General features: G+C 39.2%; 15 protein-coding genes and 1 pseudogene. 8 read left to right on the top strand and 8 right to left on the bottom strand.

Features of this window, described 5'->3' with window-relative positions; all coding sequences use genetic code 11:
* Nucleotides 1–123: 123 nt before the first annotated feature.
* The 3 genes from FW778_RS21285 to FW778_RS21275 all read right to left on the bottom strand — a co-directional run bounded on the left by FW778_RS21285 (nucleotide 124) and on the right by FW778_RS21275 (nucleotide 5870).
* Nucleotides 124–870 (bottom strand): LytR/AlgR family response regulator transcription factor, encoded by a 747-nt coding sequence (locus FW778_RS21285; protein ID WP_150416912.1) that lies wholly within the window; start codon nucleotides 868–870, stop codon nucleotides 124–126.
* Between the two features lie 10 nt (nucleotides 871–880).
* Nucleotides 881–3976: a ligand-binding sensor domain-containing protein gene (locus tag FW778_RS21280; protein WP_150416911.1), complete on the bottom strand. Its 3096-nt coding sequence runs from the start codon at nucleotides 3974–3976 to the stop codon at nucleotides 881–883.
* Nucleotides 3977–4115: 139 nt separating this feature from the next.
* Nucleotides 4116–5870, bottom strand: a complete 1755-nt coding sequence (locus tag FW778_RS21275; RefSeq protein WP_150416910.1) for a tail fiber domain-containing protein — start codon at nucleotides 5868–5870, stop codon at nucleotides 4116–4118.
* A 481-nt stretch (nucleotides 5871–6351) separates the two neighbouring features.
* On the opposite strand from FW778_RS21275, the gene FW778_RS23815 reads away from it, so the two are divergent.
* Together FW778_RS23815 and FW778_RS21265 are read left to right on the top strand one after the other, a co-directional pair.
* Complete coding sequence (locus FW778_RS23815) at nucleotides 6352–6546, top strand: IPT/TIG domain-containing protein (protein ID WP_150416909.1); 195 nt, start codon at nucleotides 6352–6354, stop codon at nucleotides 6544–6546.
* Nucleotides 6543–7007: a T9SS type B sorting domain-containing protein gene (locus FW778_RS21265; RefSeq protein ID WP_150416908.1), complete on the top strand. Its 465-nt coding sequence runs from the start codon at nucleotides 6543–6545 to the stop codon at nucleotides 7005–7007. Before FW778_RS23815 ends, FW778_RS21265 begins: the two co-directional genes overlap by 4 nt.
* Before the next feature lie 16 nt (nucleotides 7008–7023).
* On the opposite strand, the gene FW778_RS21260 is transcribed toward FW778_RS21265, so the two are convergent.
* Nucleotides 7024–7497 (bottom strand): GAF domain-containing protein, encoded by a 474-nt coding sequence (locus FW778_RS21260; RefSeq protein ID WP_150416907.1) that lies wholly within the window; start codon nucleotides 7495–7497, stop codon nucleotides 7024–7026.
* Nucleotides 7498–7986: 489 nt separating this feature from the next.
* Between FW778_RS21260 and FW778_RS21255 the strand changes: the two genes are divergently transcribed.
* The 3 genes from FW778_RS21255 to FW778_RS21245 all read left to right on the top strand — a co-directional run bounded on the left by FW778_RS21255 (nucleotide 7987) and on the right by FW778_RS21245 (nucleotide 10356).
* Nucleotides 7987–9087, top strand: a complete 1101-nt coding sequence (locus FW778_RS21255; RefSeq protein ID WP_150416906.1) for a nickel-binding protein — start codon at nucleotides 7987–7989, stop codon at nucleotides 9085–9087.
* A 144-nt stretch (nucleotides 9088–9231) separates the two neighbouring features.
* Complete coding sequence (locus FW778_RS21250; RefSeq protein WP_235906522.1) at nucleotides 9232–9630, top strand: DUF4242 domain-containing protein; 399 nt, start codon at nucleotides 9232–9234, stop codon at nucleotides 9628–9630.
* A 75-nt stretch (nucleotides 9631–9705) separates the two neighbouring features.
* Nucleotides 9706–10356, top strand: a complete 651-nt coding sequence (locus FW778_RS21245; RefSeq protein WP_150416905.1) for a hypothetical protein — start codon at nucleotides 9706–9708, stop codon at nucleotides 10354–10356.
* 119 nt (nucleotides 10357–10475) lie between these two features.
* Here FW778_RS21245 and FW778_RS21240 read toward each other — a convergent pair whose 3' ends face one another.
* Nucleotides 10476–10985, bottom strand: a complete 510-nt coding sequence (locus tag FW778_RS21240) for an OsmC family protein (RefSeq protein ID WP_150416904.1) — start codon at nucleotides 10983–10985, stop codon at nucleotides 10476–10478.
* Between the two features lie 837 nt (nucleotides 10986–11822).
* Here FW778_RS21240 and FW778_RS21230 point away from each other — a divergent pair.
* Entirely contained in the window at nucleotides 11823–12920 is a 1098-nt protein-coding gene (locus FW778_RS21230; protein WP_150416902.1) for a sensor histidine kinase, read from the top strand.
* 320 nt (nucleotides 12921–13240) lie between these two features.
* Nucleotides 13241–14086, top strand: coding sequence for an NAD(P)-dependent oxidoreductase (locus tag FW778_RS21225; RefSeq protein ID WP_150416901.1), 846 nt, complete (start codon nucleotides 13241–13243; stop codon nucleotides 14084–14086).
* A 436-nt stretch (nucleotides 14087–14522) separates the two neighbouring features.
* Here FW778_RS21225 and FW778_RS21220 read toward each other — a convergent pair whose 3' ends face one another.
* A complete protein-coding gene (locus FW778_RS21220) occupies nucleotides 14523–15014 on the bottom strand; it encodes an SRPBCC family protein (RefSeq protein WP_150416900.1) in 492 nt (163 codons plus the stop codon).
* A 574-nt stretch (nucleotides 15015–15588) separates the two neighbouring features.
* Between FW778_RS21220 and FW778_RS21215 the strand changes: the two genes are divergently transcribed.
* Nucleotides 15589–16128, top strand: coding sequence for a transcription termination/antitermination NusG family protein (locus FW778_RS21215; RefSeq protein WP_150416899.1), 540 nt, complete (start codon nucleotides 15589–15591; stop codon nucleotides 16126–16128).
* 235 nt (nucleotides 16129–16363) lie between these two features.
* Here FW778_RS21215 and FW778_RS23325 read toward each other — a convergent pair whose 3' ends face one another.
* On the bottom strand, nucleotides 16364–16549 hold the full coding sequence (locus tag FW778_RS23325; protein WP_202552426.1) for a hypothetical protein: 186 nt from the start codon (nucleotides 16547–16549) through the stop codon (nucleotides 16364–16366).
* Nucleotides 16549–16783, bottom strand: a pseudogene (locus FW778_RS23810) (alkaline phosphatase family protein); the annotation flags it as partial. The gene FW778_RS23325 and the pseudogene FW778_RS23810, both read right to left, overlap by 1 nt.
* Between the last annotated feature and the right edge of the window lie 290 nt (nucleotides 16784–17073).

The raw sequence follows: 17073 nt of genomic DNA, 5'->3' as shown, positions 1-17073 counted from the left end.
CCGGGCATATGAAAGGTTCCCTGGCGAAGGCCTTGTCGCATAGCCCTTGTGCGTTAGGAATGCTTGCTAATAACGGGCGTTCAGTAAAAAGATACGTACCTAATGCTGTAAGCTTGCCCCGCTTCAGTGGCCAATAGCTTTTAGAAACTCCGCTTTCTTTCGTTTGGACACATCCAGCACTATCCCGTTACTTAATACCACCTGACCGCCTTCGCCGCGGATATATTTTTCGGCAAAATTTTTATTAATAATAAATGAATTATGGATTCGTATAAACGTATCGGGCGGCAATATGTCTTCAAAAGTTTTAAGGGTTTGGCATATAACAAATTTTCTTGAATCTGTGAGGATGAGATGGGTGTAATTCGTATTTGCTTCGAGATAAAGAATATCGTTAATTTTTATAAATTGTAAACCATCTGTAGTGGGTACTGCAATTTTTTGAAAGCTTGTTTTCCTGGCGGGTAAATTCTCCAGTAAGATTTCAAGTTGACGGGCCGATGTCATATTGGATCTTTTTTCGGTTGCCCTTTCCACTGCTGTTTTTAATTCTTCAATTTCGATAGGTTTTACCAGGTAATCCAGTGCGCTGAAGCGTATGGCTTTAATGGCATAGTGGTCATAAGCCGTTGTAAATATCAGCTCAAAATTTTTAAAAGATAAGTTTTGTAAAAGGAGGAAACCATTCATCACCGGCATTTCAATGTCGAGAAAAACCACATCGGGTTGTAATGAATTGATTGCTTTAATAGCATCGGCTGCGCTGTAGCAAAGCGCAACGATGTTCAACTCCGGGCAATGACGGCTTATCTTTTCTTTTAATGAGCTTACATTGCTTTCTTCATCATCAACCAGTATTGCATGTAGCATATGGAATAAATTAAGGGTTGTCAATTTTGATGTTTACGGCAACTTCTGTACCGGCGGCCTGTCCATCGCATAAAAGATCAGTAACCGTTATATTGTTTTGCCTGCCGTTTTGGTTATGTAATTGTATCCTTTGCGAAGAAATTTCTATCCCGTAAGAATTGTGCTCCGGTTTATTTTGCTGTTTTATATCCTGTGCTCTTTTCCTGCCAATGCCATCGTCTTTTATGATGTACTGTATAGTGGCTGCTTGCAGAGATGCATTGATTACTAAATTTCTTTCGCCAATTAATTTATTCATTAAGCCATGATGAATCGCATTTTCAACAAATGGCTGCACCAGTAGCGGGGGTACTTTATAATCACCATCCATTAACTCTTCATCGGCGTTCATCGTATAGGCAAATTTATTTCCGCTCCTGAATTGTTCCAGTTCTATATACAATTGAAGTGTTTCAAAATCTTTGTAGAAAGGTACCACGTTATGTTTGGTACTTTCCAAAACGGATCGGATTAATTTGGCAAATCTTGCGAGGTACGTCGTTGCTTTATCGGGCTGGTTGGTTTGTATTAAATTATCTATTGCGGTGAGGCAGTTAAAAATAAAATGAGGATTCATCTGCGAGCGAAGCGCCAGCATTTCAGTTTCGGAAATCTTATGGCGCAACTCAGCTTTGTATCTTATATTTTGTATGCGGCGCTTTACAAAAAAATAAATAATAAATGCAACCAATAAACCCATTAAGGCTTTAAACCACCAGGTGGAATAAAAAGGCGGAATAATCACTATGTTTAGCGTTGTCAGCGGAGCATTACTATCTTCTGCACCTGCTTTTAAAATAAACCCGTAATCGCCGGGCGCAAGATTTGTATAGGTGGCAATGTCCTTTTCATTTGCTTTTACCCAGTTGCTGTTCATGCCTGATAACTTATAAAAAATATCTTTTGCAATACCCGCATAAGATTGGATGGTAAATTCTATTGTGAGAAAATTTTGATCGGGCTTTAACCGTATAGTTTTATTATGGAAAAGAGAATCGATATTCATCTCACGGTCAGAAATTTTAAAGCCGGTAATGACTACACTCCTGTCTTGCCTTTGGGCAGCAGCCATTTTTGCGGGGTTAAACACAATAGCTTCCGTTTTGGAACCTGTAATCCAGTTTCCGTTTTGCAAAGGATATATGTTCAGCATTTCAAAGGAAGCATTCATAAGTCCGGGTGGCAAATCATACTTTAATAATTTATTATCCTTCGCCTGTAGCTGGTAAATATGATAATCAGAAGTCATCCATACATTTTCATGAGCATCTTTTTTTATAGCATATATGTTTATGGCTGTTACATCCGGGAATGCGTTATACCTCGTGAACTGTTTGGACCTGGTATTAAAAAAGAAAAAACCATAGCGCATAGTTCCGGCAACAAGTACTGAATCATTTTGTTGTTCTATGCCATTTATTTCATCGCTACAATTATTGTACGCATTGGTTTTTGAAATGAAGTACTGTGCAACATACCGGTGAGTTAAAGGATCAAATTGCAGCAACCCATTATCTGTGCTTATCCATAATTGATTGGCGTTATCAATAAAAATATTTTTTACCGGGAATTCATTTAAAAGGCCGCCTTTATCTTCTGCAATAAAACTGGCTGACTGTTTTTCCCACTCCACTATTTTTCCATTGTGTAATCCAATCCAAATATTCCCCGTTCTATCTTTAACCATAGAACGGGCAGTTGAATTTTCCATTTGTGGCGGATGAATGGTTTTGAGTTTTCCGCTTAAAGGATCGTAGATATGAATGTAGCCATGCTGGGTCCCCACCCAAATTGTCCCCTTATCGTTTTCAGCAAAAGCCCATACTAACGGCCACTCATATTCGCCTTTTGGCGATATGGTCTTCTTGAAGTATCCCAGGCTGTCATAAATGCTGAAGCCTCCTCCCCAGGTACCGATATATAGCCCGCCATTGTTACCTTGAATAAAAGAAGTTACCTCATTTTTTGGAAGAGACGATGAATTATTTTCCTCGTGTGTTATACTATAATAATATTGGTTGTATGGATTAAAAATATTGATACCTCTGTCTGTCCCCAGCCAGAGATTTCCGTCGTGGTCTTCACTAATACAGAGAAAGCTATAATTATATTGCAATCCTTTTTGATCATTATTTTTGCCGGATATAGTTTCAAAATTATTTTTAATTTCTTCAAACCGAAAAAGCCCGTTATGGTCGTTGCCAGCCCAAATTGTTCCATGGCTGTCCCCGTACATACAAAGCGTTGTAATTGTTTCTTTCATTTTTAATGATCCTTCATTTTTCCTTGATTTTGGGACCGTTTGATACGGTGTGCATGTTTTTTGTTGCACATCGTATTTATAGATTGTGCTGCCCCATGTTGCCGCCCATATATTTTCCTTACTGTCAACCAGCATAAACGAAATAATCTTACCAGCGAAGGCTTTTAATACAGGATTGTTAATAGGATTATAGCGGGAGGTGTAAATATTTCTTGTCTTTTCATCGAGCATCATCAACTCATTAAAGTTGGTAACCCATGTACATTTACGAACACTATCATGATAAACCACGTTCCCCAATTTGGAAGATTGTTTGGGAGTATAAAGGCCAAATAATTTTAGTTGACCCGTTAGCGTGTCCGTAAAATAAAGTCCATAATTACTTAGCAGCCATTTATTATTATTTTTATCCGTATACGCAACAAACTTTTCGCCCGGTTTTTTTAAAAGATCTTTTTCATTATATACTGTTGCATTATTTTTTAAGGTATTGATGCGGGCAACTTGCGTGGTGGTGACCCAGATATTATTTTCATTATCGGCATAGATATTTTTTATTGGAATAGCATAAGAAAGTGACGTCAATTCTCTTTCATAATTTTTAAAACGTAATCCATCGTACCGTTGCAAACCGTTAGGAGTGCCGATCCACATGAAGCCTTGTTGATCCTGCGTGATAGCAAAAACCGAATTATGCAACAATCCATCCCGCTGATCGATATGCCTGAAGATATATTGATTGTTCTGTTGCGCCTGTGCAGGTAAGGAATAACATAATAAAGCGGAAAGCAGCAGGCGAATCATATTATTGGTTTTGATTCAAACTATACAGAATGCAATTCAGGTAACTATCGTATCCGATAAAGAAGCTACAAAGAATAGTTTTGAAAATAACCATATCACAATGAAGTTACCGTGTTTTCAGAGGAAAATAAATTTAGTCTTAATCCCTTTTACTTTGAAGTAATTTTATTTCCTGCTCCATAGCTTCTATTTTTTTATTCTGCATAGCAATTATTTTGCTTAATTCCTGGGTAGCGGAAATATTGAGTGTTGTCAGGCCCTCATAGTCTACCGTTCTGAAATCATTTACTTCTTCACCATACACAAATATTTTATCAGCGTTTAAATCAGTAGTTTCAATAATTACATCTTTATCGTTGGGTATTGCAACAATATTGCATTGCTGCATTTGGTTTTTCCCTGAAAGAAGCAACTGCAGTTTTTTTGCTGTGCTGCTGATTTTATGCTCATGATCAAAATGCAAAATGTACCCGGTGGAAGTCTTCTCAATCTTACTGGCTGACTGGTACACATTAGGAACAAAATCTGTATGCTTTGATACAACCTGGGGATATACTTTTTCAACCTCCTGTGCTATTACCTTTTTAAATGATTTATTGCCATACTTTACTTTATCCTTCATGGTATAATCTGTTATGCGTAAGGCATTCAATGTTTGTAAATCTTTCCAGTTGTCGCTAACGCCGGTAATAGCTTTTATGCGTGCATCTGAAAAAGCATTAAATTCAGCTGCAAATACCCGGTCAGAAGCATAAATGGATACAAGGCCATCGGTAGCAGTATAAATACCGCCTGTGTTGGTGGCAGGCTTACCGTCAGAACCGTAACCTATCGCGTAAAAAGCGTACCCGCCGTATCCGTTACCGGGAATTGCTACGGTAGCATTACCATCAACCTCCAAGGCAGCCCTTGGCGTGCTTGTATTAATACCAACTCTTCCGGCACCATTATTACGAGGGAACAAAACGATATCGGTAGAAGAAACCATCTGCAAAAAGGAATTCGTTTGAAAAAGCCCGGTTGCATTGGTACCATTGCCAACGACAATATCATTTCCACTAAAACCAGTTGATCCCACAGAACCAATTTGTAATTTATTATTAGCGTTGGCAACGCCAATACCAACGTTTCCCCTGAACTGGGCGCTACCTTCGTTCCAGAACGTTATTTTACGGTTGGAGCCTAAAGTGCCTGCACCTATAATATCCAGCGCATCGGGCGTATAGGTTTCATAACCTATTTTTCCTGCGTTACTTTCTTTACCGGTAACTCCTGCTCCGAGTTCAATGGTATTGGCAGCATCTACTTTTATATTACCCGCCACATGCAGTTTAGCCTGGGGTGTAATGGTTCCTATTCCAAAGTTACCATTTTGAAGGAGCGTCATTTGCGGCCCGCCATCGGCAGTAAAAAAAGTAAGCGGGTGATTTGACCTTGTGCCGAACCAACCGAAATTGGCATTAACATAGGATCCTATTGTAACTGTGCCATCGGTGTGGGTAAATCCATAATTACCAGTAGGCGTTTGCACCCCAAGTGCTGAAAGGGGTGCGGCAGTACCAATACCTACCTTGCCGCCGTTAGTATTACTGATATCACTTCCGTTGGCACTCCAGAAGTTTGTTGAAGAACCAGCGGAGAGTTGCGTCCAGGCGGTACCGTTATAGAAAAAGAAACTGCTTACATCGTTATCAAAAACCAATAATCCCTTTGCCGGAGAAGTGATGGCAGTACGCTGCACTGTCGTCATCCTGGGTACTAACATGCCTTTATCTGTTGCACTTACATCCAGCATAGAGCTGGTATTTGGAGTGGTGGTACCAATGCCTACACTTTGAGCGTAGCTTTTTGACATGCTTAGAAACACGAACATAAGGATCATAAACTTTTTCATAAATACATTATTTTTTAATGAATGACGGTGTTTGGTCGTTAAATCAATTGCAGGTTTCGGAGTTAGGATAAATGCGAAATAAAAGCAGCAGCAAAAAAGATATTTCTGCCAAAGTTTTCTTTTGAAGATAACTAAACAGAAACCGTCGTTTGATTTCGCCTTAGCAATACCCGAAAAGCTTTAGTAGCTATCCTGAATTTTATGGATGGAATCAAAGGAATGAATTTGAAAAAGCCTTTCAAATATTTTTCTAATTTGTCAAGTAAAAAATAAGCACTGTATATCCGGCGTGTATTTTTGATTAAACGGGAGAATATCTGCTAATTATTTTTCCGGAGATTAGAAATTGAAAAAAACGGTGACATGTGCAATCGAAGTTGGAAAAATAGAAGAGTAAGGGAACTCAGCTAAGAGCTTAGTTTTTTCCAAACTAAATCGTAGTATTATAGCCTGATATTAAAGACACCCAATCAAAACTAACATGCGGTTATTCTTTCTATTATTGATAATACTACAGGGTTCCCGCATTTTTGCACAACCTTCCATAAGTAGCTTCACCCCTGTTTCGGGTCCTGTCGGCACAACAGTTACCATCAAAGGATCAGGCTTTAGCCCAACCACCGCCGGCAACATCGTTTATTTCGGGGCTGCCTTATTAATCAACCCCTGCAATTGAATGGCACAGACCTCAATAATTCAGGCATGTCCACCTATTCCTGGTCGCCGGCTAATGGGCTTAATAATACACACATCGCGAATCCCATTGCCACGCCAGGTAACGACATAACCTACCTGCTAACGATTACTACCGTTAATGGGTGTGCGGGTACAGCCAGGATCAATATTAAAGTTTTCAGCCATCCGGAGATTTATGTACCAACTGCGTTTACCCCTAACAGTGATGCTATAAATGATATCCTGGAGGCAAGACCAGTTGGCCTGAAAGAATTTAGGTTATTCAGTATTTACAACCGCCTTGGCAAATTGGTATTTTCAACTACTGACGCTGGCATTGGCTGGAACGGCATTTATCATTCAAAGGCGCAGCCCGCGGATATTTATGTATGGATAGCAGAAGGTGTTTCTTACAACGGAACCATTATCCGGCGAAAAGGAATAGTGGCTTTAATAAGATAGGTTTATACACTCCTCACTAAAAATCTATCAGTTCCACGACCTCCTGAAGATATTTCTTATCAGTATCATCAAAAGAGTTATATGCTTCACTATCGACATCCAGAACAGCAACAACTTCGCCATCTCTTATGACCGGTACTACTATTTCCGATTTTGATAAACTGCTGCACGCAATGTGGCCGGGAAATTTTTCAACATCGGATACGATCAAAGTTACAGCCTGTTGCCAGCAGCTTCCACAAACACCCCTGCCTTTTTGAATTCTCGTGCAGGCAACCGGTCCCTGGAAAGGACCTAAGACGAGTTCATTATTTTTTACTATATAAAAGCCAACCCAAAACCATCCAAATTGTTCTTTAAGTGCTGCTGCCAGGTTAGCCATATTAGCAATTAAATCGATCTCGCCTGTTAGTAGTCCTTTTACCTGCGGAATTAGTGACTGATATTCTTCTTCCTTGGTTCCTTTTACAATATCCAGGTCTTCGGCCATAAAATATTTTTTACAAAGATAGGGAAGACAAAAGGCAATTGGAAGAGATAGAAACCAGTGATGAGTCTAAAATATCTGTTAACAAAAAGTTCTTTAATAAACAATCTTAAACTATGCATTCGCAATATAACCCGGATTTTTATAACTAACAGTATCGGCTAACCGAAGTAATTAATAAATTTAAATTTTAAAACTCCTGTTATTCCCGGCCGGTGCAGGTCCTACTGTCTCGAATTAAAATTCGTTGTCCATATTTTCTCTTAATTCAACTTCGGTAGCCTTCGCATATTTTTTATTATGGGGTTTATTCCGGAGGTTTTGTGGTAAAAACAAATTTATCGTTATAGAAAATCGTAAACGCCAATCGAAAAAAAAGAAAGTGTATAAGTAGGTTAACAGTACTTACCGGGTTGCTGAAATACTACTGAATTTTAGTTAGAATCATTATTAAAAAATATTTATCTTCGGAAAGTCTTCAATCCACTGGTTATGCCTATTTATATGGACGTACATATTGTGCCGGGCGTCAAAGCAAAGGATGTTGCTGAGGCGCACAGCAAAGATTTGCTTCACCAGGTAGAACATCGTTGCAAATGCATGACCTATTGGATAGATGAAGAACGTGAAAGCATATTTTGCCTTGTTGAGGCTCCTGATAAACAGGCCGTGAATGAGATGCACAGAAAAGCACATGGCTTGATAGCCAATAAAATAATAGAAGTAGATAGCACTCTCGTCGCTTCTTTTTTAGGGCGCATATATGATCCTGAATCAGCAGTAATTTCAGATGATGGATTGAAAGTTTTCGCTGATCCGTCCTTTCGCATTTTATTAGTAACAAAGACCACAGACCCAAATTTACTCGGGCATAAACTCGGGAGCGAACAAGCCGGTGAACTGCTGGAAAGTCATAATAATATTGTAAGAAGAAACATATTGCAACACGGAGGACGGGAAGCGGAATACGAAGGGAGCGGATTTATTATTTCCTTCTCTTCGGCACAAAAAGCGGTGGCATGTGCTTTATCCATTCAAAAAGAGATGCAGGATGCGCATAAAGATGCCTTTAGTTTCAGGATAGCTCTCAATGCAGGCGAACCTGTTGAAAAAAGCAACCAACTGTTTGGAGATACTATCCAATTTGCATCGAATATGTGTAGCATTGCGGGCAATTTTCAAATTGCTATAGCTTCGTCAGTGAGAGAATTGGTATCAAAAGATTTTTTTCAAAATAAATCGAAAAATTTTTTAACCCTTTCACCGCAGGACGAAAGTTTGCTGCAATTGTTATTCAGTAAACTGGAAGAGAACTGGCGCAATACAAGTTTCGATATAACTGATTATTGCAAGCTAACGGCTATGAGTACCTCGCAGTTGTACAGGAAAACAATTTCACTCACAGGCTTATCACCCAATGCGCTGTTAAAAGAATTCAGGCTTGAAAAATCTAAAGATCTCATGAGAAAAAAGCACTATAATATTGCACAAATAACATTCGATTCAGGCTTTACCAGCGCTTCCTATTTTACCAAGTGCTTTAAAAAGATGTACGGCCTGCTGCCCATGACGTATGTTGAACTCCTTCATTAATTCATTTCTTCTGCGATTTAATTTTACTATTTATTGAACGATTTGTTCTATGTCGTTTTCCATTTATTGAATGATTTGTGATAACACTCCGCTTATTGTCAATACTATCTTTAAGTATTCCTAATTTCTAAAAAATTAAATGTCATGAAATCAATTACCAATCGCATTCTGATTTGCACTATCGTGTTATTCACGGGTTATGCTTCGGCAGCACAAACCACGGCATCAAACATTTCAACAACCACTAAAACAGCATCTATGAAAACGTATCTTATCGAAAGGGACATCCCGGGCGCAGGTAATTTAACGCCTGCTCAATTAAAAGCTATTTCGCAAAAATCATGTAGTGTACTTAAAGACATGGGTCCGCAAATTCAGTGGATACAAAGCTATGTAACGGGAGATAGGATCTTTTGTGTTTACAAAGCCGAGAACGAAGAACTCATAAGGGAACATGCTAAAAAAGGTGGTTTTCCTGCCAATAAGATCACCAAAGTTGATACGGAGATCAGCCCGGCAACGGCTACCGCCGAAGTCAATTAATCACAGGCCATTTTAATGGACATTACAGATTCGTGCCTTATTGACTTTTATTTTTTCACTCCTAAAAAAAGAAATATGAAAAATTCATTTAGCAGCGCTTTGCGCTGCAAGAAGAAATCTATTGCCATACATTATGGCATTGCTCACAGTCTTATCTTGTTTTTGTGTATAACAATTTTTACAGGTATTTTATTTACATCTTGTCAAAAGGAGGTTTCCAGTGATGTTAAAAGTATCGATCCATTATTCATCGGAAACTCAAACCAAATTTCTACAGATAATAATGGAAACAGTCAGTATGCAGAGGTCGTAAATATGTATAGCGGCCTAAGCAGTCAAACAATATGGGAACTGCAACAGGCACGTGCCGCAACAGCCAGGTACAGGGATATTAGAAATGCTATCAGGGACGGCTATTCGAACATAAATGTCGATGTGTCAAATATGGGGCATCATTTTATGAAAACATCCTTAATTGATGCTACATTCGACATACGGCACCCCGAAATACTGGTGTACAACGGACTTGATACAGGAAACCCTATATTGGTAGCTGTGGAATATGCGGTACCGCTTGATCAACCGCTGCCAGAAGGTTTTACCGGTTCAGGTGATGTATGGAACGGTACTTCAGGATTCCCTTTTTGGCTGGTGCATGCATGGGTTTGGAAATATAATCCCGCTGGCGTCTTTAACTGGACCAACCCATCCGTGGACCTGGATTAATCAACTTTACAATTTTTCTCATGTTCCCCTTTTTAACTGCTCCGATTCTTCGGAGCAGTTTCTTTATAAACTTCTTATTCTATAATGCATGACATTTTGTTCCTGCTCTGTGGCTTACGTCAAATTGAAGAATTATATTTTGTTTCTATTGCAACACCTTTGGTGAGTGTTTGATAAACCACACAATATCTTTCAGTGAGTTTTTTGAGACTGGCCATTTGCTCATCGGTAGCTCCGGTATCCAGGTCGAAGTATAGGCGGATATTTTTAAAGCCGACAGGAACTTCTTTTGAAACTCCCAGGGTTCCTTTGAAATCAAGATCTCCCTCAGCCTTAATGGTTCCACTTCTTATTTCAACCCCGATGGCCGTACTTACCGCCTGCAGTGTTACACCGGCGCAGGCAACCAAGGCTTCCAAAAGCATATCGCCCGAGCAGGCGAGCATACCTGTTCCGCCTGTGGCAGGATGAAGGCCGGCTTCCGCCATTGCCCGACCTGTTTCAATTTTGCACGATATTCCCTCGCCTACTTTCCCCTCTGCTTTTAACGTAATAACTGCAGATTCCGGTTTTTCGCGGTATTTCTCTTTAAGAGGCGCTTGTAAGTTTTTGAGTTCAGTTGCATGCATTTACAAGTTTAGTAAAAAAAATTGAGGAGATAATTAAAAAGTTATAAGTATGCAGACCATTACTGCCATAATCGTTAAACGATTATTAATTAGGTGGTCTTTACCGATTGCAAATTTTTACCGGTAGCCACATTAATTTTTATAGACCGATGAATAATGCCCGTTGGGCCGGTATATGGAGAATTCGCCAGCTCCAGACTTTATCGATTAGGCCTGGGCGTTATAGCCACTCCTTTTCATCAATGACGGGAACATTATATTTCCTGGCCGGTTTATCGGCAATGCCCACTAAGATTATAAAAAAATTGCAGACTTTCCCCTACTCTTTAATCATCATAAACATTATTTCGGGAAAAAACTAACGATGTAGTAATCTGCCGGGCAACATGATGATGCCTTTGAGCAAACTGAAAATTCCATCAACAGCTATCCCCGCCAATCTGAATGGCAACGTGAGTATCCAAAAGACCGGGTAGAGCACGAGGGCCAGGATGGCCAGCGGCCAGCAAAGTACAAATAAGATGAGCCAGGCAATAAATGTAAACATTACATAAAGATAATTACCAAAAGAAAGCCTGCATCCTTCAATTTTATGAACGGCAAATCCCGGAATAGTATAGTTGAAAGTAAAATGGGGACATGCGTGTTTGCCAGCACTCTTCTTCCGATGGCAGGTTGTTCGCCGCTTGACTGCAAACCGGCACGCGGTATTGTTTTTTTAATTATACCTTGCATTTAATCCATGGGCTTCCGGAAATGAATAAATGAGAACGTCGAACTGTAACGCTGCATTTGAAAATGCACGACTCATAAACCACTTTCTTAAATTTTTTACAAATGGCTATCGATGATGAGAAAATACAAGACCTCGTTGACAAAAACGATCTATTAGAAAACTATTTCAAAAATACAATCATACCGCAGCTATTTGTAGATGCAGACCTGGTGTTGCGCAAATTTACTCCACCGGCAATGACGCAGTTTCAATTATCGTTAAGTGACCTGGGAAAGCCGGTTGAAAACGTGAAAGATAATTTTCGATTTGCGGGCATAATGGAAAATATTCAATACGTTATTGATAATAATGAAATACTGGAAAAGGAGGTACAAACTACTGACCGGCGATGGTTCCAGATGAATATACTGCCCTATGTGGAACAAAAAAGCAAAAAGACAAACGGCGTCATCATCACCTTTGTTGAGATAACTTTACGCATAACAGATTTAAAAGAGCAGGAAAAAATTATCTCCGATCATGAAATTTTATTAGATACCATTTCTCATGACATAAAAACGCCTCTCACCAATTTGCTCATTGGGATTGAATTATTAAAAGATGTACCACTGGAAGAGTTTGAAAAATCTAAGTCACTCTTTAAATTACTCGAAAATTCCATTAAGAAGATGCAGTTGCTTATAGGCGAACTTACGGAGACAAGAAAGCAGAAGCATAAATACAAAGAACAGGAAGAACTCTTGAATTTTGAAAATATACTTGAAGACGTGCGCCTTACTCTTGCAGAAAGCGTTATAAAAACTGACGTGGTTATTCATACGGAAATAAATGTATCCGAGATAAGCTTTTCCAGGAGAAAACTTAGAAGTGTTATTTATAATTTTGTAAATAATTCCATCAAATTCTGCGCTCCTGAAAGGATACCGGAAATTTGGATCAAAACCGAAAGGATTAAAGATGAGATTGTAATTACAGTAAAAGATAATGGCATCGGTATTGAAAAGCGCGATTACGAAAAAATATTTACGAAGTACTTTAGAAATGAAGAGAAAATTGAGGGCTCAGGCATTGGCCTGTTCCTGGCAAAAGAAATTGTAAGTAATGCAGGTGGCAGAATTACTGTGGAAAGTGAAGCAGGAAAAGGTTCTGAATTTAAAGTGTACCTAGCAGATAACCACCCTCCAGCGAGCCAGGAATAAAGGAGTCTTTCCCGCAGACGTCATCGTCGTATAGTTTTGTGCGTTGTATTTGGTTTAAAAGATCTTCTGTTCAAGGCAAGTTTACAACCAAAATATCGCTGCTCTATTTGTATTGATATATCTAAGGTTGAACGGAAAAATATTGTCGTATAGCCTTACCCGCTAGCCACAGGTCCGGGCTCAAAAAGTAATTTACTGCTTTAGTATTTTTGCTGATTGCATATCTTTTATAAAATGAAGAACAATATTGGCGAGATGCCGTCAATAGCCAATGGCTAAAGTGGCACATCCCACTTAACTTTACAAAAAAACATAAGAATATGAAAGCATTTTTAGGAACCGGGCTGTTGGGACATGGTTTTGTAAGAGCTATGATCAGCAAAGGAGAAACGGTGCAGGTTTGGAACCGCACTGCCTCCAAAGCGAAGGACCTGGAACAATATGGCGCAAAGGCTTTGGAGGACATCGCTGCCGCAGTGAGTAATGCAGAGATTGTTCATCTTGCACTAAAAGACGACGCTACTGTAGATGTAGCATTAAGCGAAGCTGAACCGGGACTCGCAAAGGGAACCATTATTGTGGACCACACAACTACGTCAGTGGAAGGTGCCAAAAAAAGAACAGCCGAATGGCAAAGCAAGGGATTTTTATACCAGCATGCGCCGGTATTTATGGGTCCGCAGAATGCACTGGAAAGTACGGGTTTTATGTTAGTGTCCGGGGACCAGCGATTGGTTAAAAAACTAGAACCTCAGTTATCCGCTTTAACCGGAAAGCTGATCAATTTGGGTGAAGAACCAGGCAAAGCCGCGGCAATGAAACTGACCGGAAACCTTTTTCTGGTGGCCTTTACAGGAGCCATTGCTGATATGATTTCTTTTGCACATGCGTCCGGTATTTCCGTTAGCGAATTGTTACAATTATTTAGTGAATGGAACCCGGCCAGCGCATTACCGGCCAGGTTAAAACGAATGACAGCTGACGATTTCAGTAACCCATCATGGAGACTGGATATGGCAAGAAAAGATACCGGACTGTTTATGCAGGAAGCGGCAAGCAAGAACATCCCGTTAACTGTAATTCCTCCGGTAGCCGACCTGATGGATAAATGGATAAAAAAAGGGCATGGCCCGGATGACTGGAGTATTATCGGGAAGATAGAGTGAGAAAACCCTTTCATTGCTTCCCTCCTCTTTTTTGGTATATTACCTTTGTAGAGGCCCGACAATGATAGGCAAGGGTCAGATAACGCTAATGTTTACCCCGGTATCATTTACCGCAGAACTTGAATGGGCAATGCCAACGTGTGTGAAAGTGATATGTGTGGCATTCTTTGCTGCTAAATTCGTCGAAATATTCTTGTTTCCTTCCTGCTTATCTTTAGCCAGTGCTTATAAAAATCAATCAAATGCCAAGGCAATTTTCCTGTAGGAATTAATTCAACCAATTTGCATCGTTATAGAAGTTTCATCGATTTGCACCATTATTAATGCTAATAATTCTAAAGAAGTATTTATGCTAATTCCTGTACCATAATCCTGTTCTTTCATTTAATAAGTTGTTCGCTAATAGAAAAATTGCGCTGTTGCAAACCAAGGGCCTTCATTTATACAGGGACCCTAGTTTCTTTTCATGTTCGGTTTGCGGTTTGCCCGCTGCGTTGGGCTGGCCTTTACCGGTGCACACCAGGTTGCGCAGGCTGTTTTGGATATAATTGGTCCACGCCTCCCTGCAGATATCAAAACATTCATATTCGGAAACCAGTCCATGGTGAGTAAAAACGAGCTGCGTTTTGCTGTCCTTTTCATCAATTTCAAAAATAATTTTTGTGCCACCCCATTCGTTTTTGTCTTTTGTAGACTTAAAATAGTTTTCCAGCACAAGCCAAACTACTTTTTTGTAGGGAACGAGTTCGGTTATTTTCATTTTGGCACGATGAACATCTGCGTAATGATAGTCAAATACTTCATTTTGTTTGCAAGTGCTACCTTCAATTTCCTCGGACCACCACCCACGAACATTATTAATAGCCTCAAATACTTCTTTTGGAGTTTGGTCTACAAGTAGAGTAGTTTTAAAATCTGGCGTATTCATCGTATTACAGTTTATGATTTTGAAAGAAACAAAATTACATGCCTAAATTGGTGGCTGCAGGGTATGAAATAGACTTTCTGCCGGGCTGATTTGGACAAATACTGTTGAATCTTTCTGCGGCAATATATTGTTCGAAACAAATCGGTTAAAACATTTTATGTTACAATACCGGGAATGGGATTGCATTGTTATTGGGTATGAAAATCATCAACTTGGGAAGAGATTCCCCGTAAATTTTGCTCGGTTAAAAGTAATAACGAAAAGATAATAAAGAGCCAGCCATGTTTTTAATTATAACAATCCAATGATAATGCACGACACATAAGGACTTGCTTTGTATTAAAAAATGTAATACCTTTATCGCGTCCTATTCTACAAACATTATTTGATGAATAAATGGCATACCCGGTTTTTTGGCAATAAAGTTGTTGATAAGTAATCAATTAAGACTTTAAGCTGAAGGGTACAACCTCCGCATCTTAATGCTTCACTCCATCCTTTGAAATTCTGCATCATTAAAATACGTCATATCATCCTTTGAAATTCTGCAACATTACATTCAAATTGAATATTTATGCAGAAAAATTGGTATGTTCTTTACACGAAACCACATTGTGAAATCAAGGTAACTGGTTCACTCTCTAAATTAAAAGTTGAAAACTTCTGTCCACAAGTGGGCAGGAAATCTCAATCGTTTATGCGGATTAAATATAAAAAGGAACCTTTATTTCCTTCTTATGTTTTCGTAAAAACGACTGAAAGCGAGATTGCAGCGCTTTGCAAAAAAGTGGATAATGTTTTAAATATAGTCTATTATGGCAGCAAGCCCGCCATTATTAGCATTGATGAGATAGATGCCATAAAGGAATTTTCAAGTAATCACCTGGAAATTAGTTTAGAAAAGTGTCACATAGATTCGTACTTTAAAGGCAGCATCCTTGGTGATAACTTGTACCAGATGGATGGCAAAATTTGGATTATAAAAAACAGGGTTATAAAAGTTAATCTTCCTTCTTTGGGCTATACAATGGTAGCTCACACAGAAGATACCGGCAGATGGAGCAGAGAACTACTTCTGGATAAAGAAGTTTTGGATTCCACCATAAGAGGATAGTTTAAATAGTACGCTATACTGTAGCCCGCGTTTCTGGGAGCATAATTAATATGTTATAATATCTTTTCGTAGCGGGTATCGCTACCCGCTGCCTGAGGTCGGCAATCTTTTATTTTTCTTGTTGATGGTAGCTGTACAGAAGTCTCGCAATGCATTTGCTACAATACGTTCACCTCGATATTTACCATACCCCTCGTGTAATCCGAAGCCAATTATTGCTTTTGGCATCAACTTCCTACAACTGCTTTCCCATAAATGGATCGCTTTTACCAGGCTTACACGTTTCTACCCGGCCGGCATATCTTTTCTCAAATAAGCTATTACCTTTTATTGCAACTGTGATATCGTACCAATTAAAACTATCCCGTAAGTCAAAAGTAATTACTGCAGCACCCGCTTTTTCTAAAACAATAGTGCGCACACCTTTATAAAACGCGGATCATTAAAACCTCTTACACCCTGCAGCGTACCAAAACAATGATCAAAAGAACGGTTTTCCTGCATCAGGAAAACAACGTGTTCTGCATCTCGTAAGTAGCTCCGGGATCAGGATTAATTGTAATTGCTTTTTGAATCGATGCGGGCAAACTGTCCATATGCCTGCACCACCAGACAACAGACTTGCTTTCTTAATAAATTCTCTTCTTGTATCCAATAGTAAAACAAAACGGGGTTGATTTTAATTCAGGTAACGATAAATATTGGCACACTGAAAGAAAATGTTGAGGCCGTTAGAAGAAGTAGTTAATATATCGCTACAATAAACTTTTAATTTCATTATAAAAAACCAACAGTCAAAAATAAAATTAATTCAAATGTAAGCGCAAACAATTTTTGCAGGAATGTATATTCCTAAACCGATAAAGATTTGGACAGCATGAAAAGCAGCAGGACCCGACCCCTCCCCTGTGCGTGATGAGAAATATCCTGGTGGATTTATTTATA

It is taken from the genome of Ginsengibacter hankyongi (assembly GCF_008710285.1).
Classification (GTDB): Bacteria; Bacteroidota; Bacteroidia; order Chitinophagales; family Chitinophagaceae; genus Ginsengibacter; species Ginsengibacter hankyongi.
This window is presented reverse-complemented; position numbering and strand designations above follow the sequence as displayed.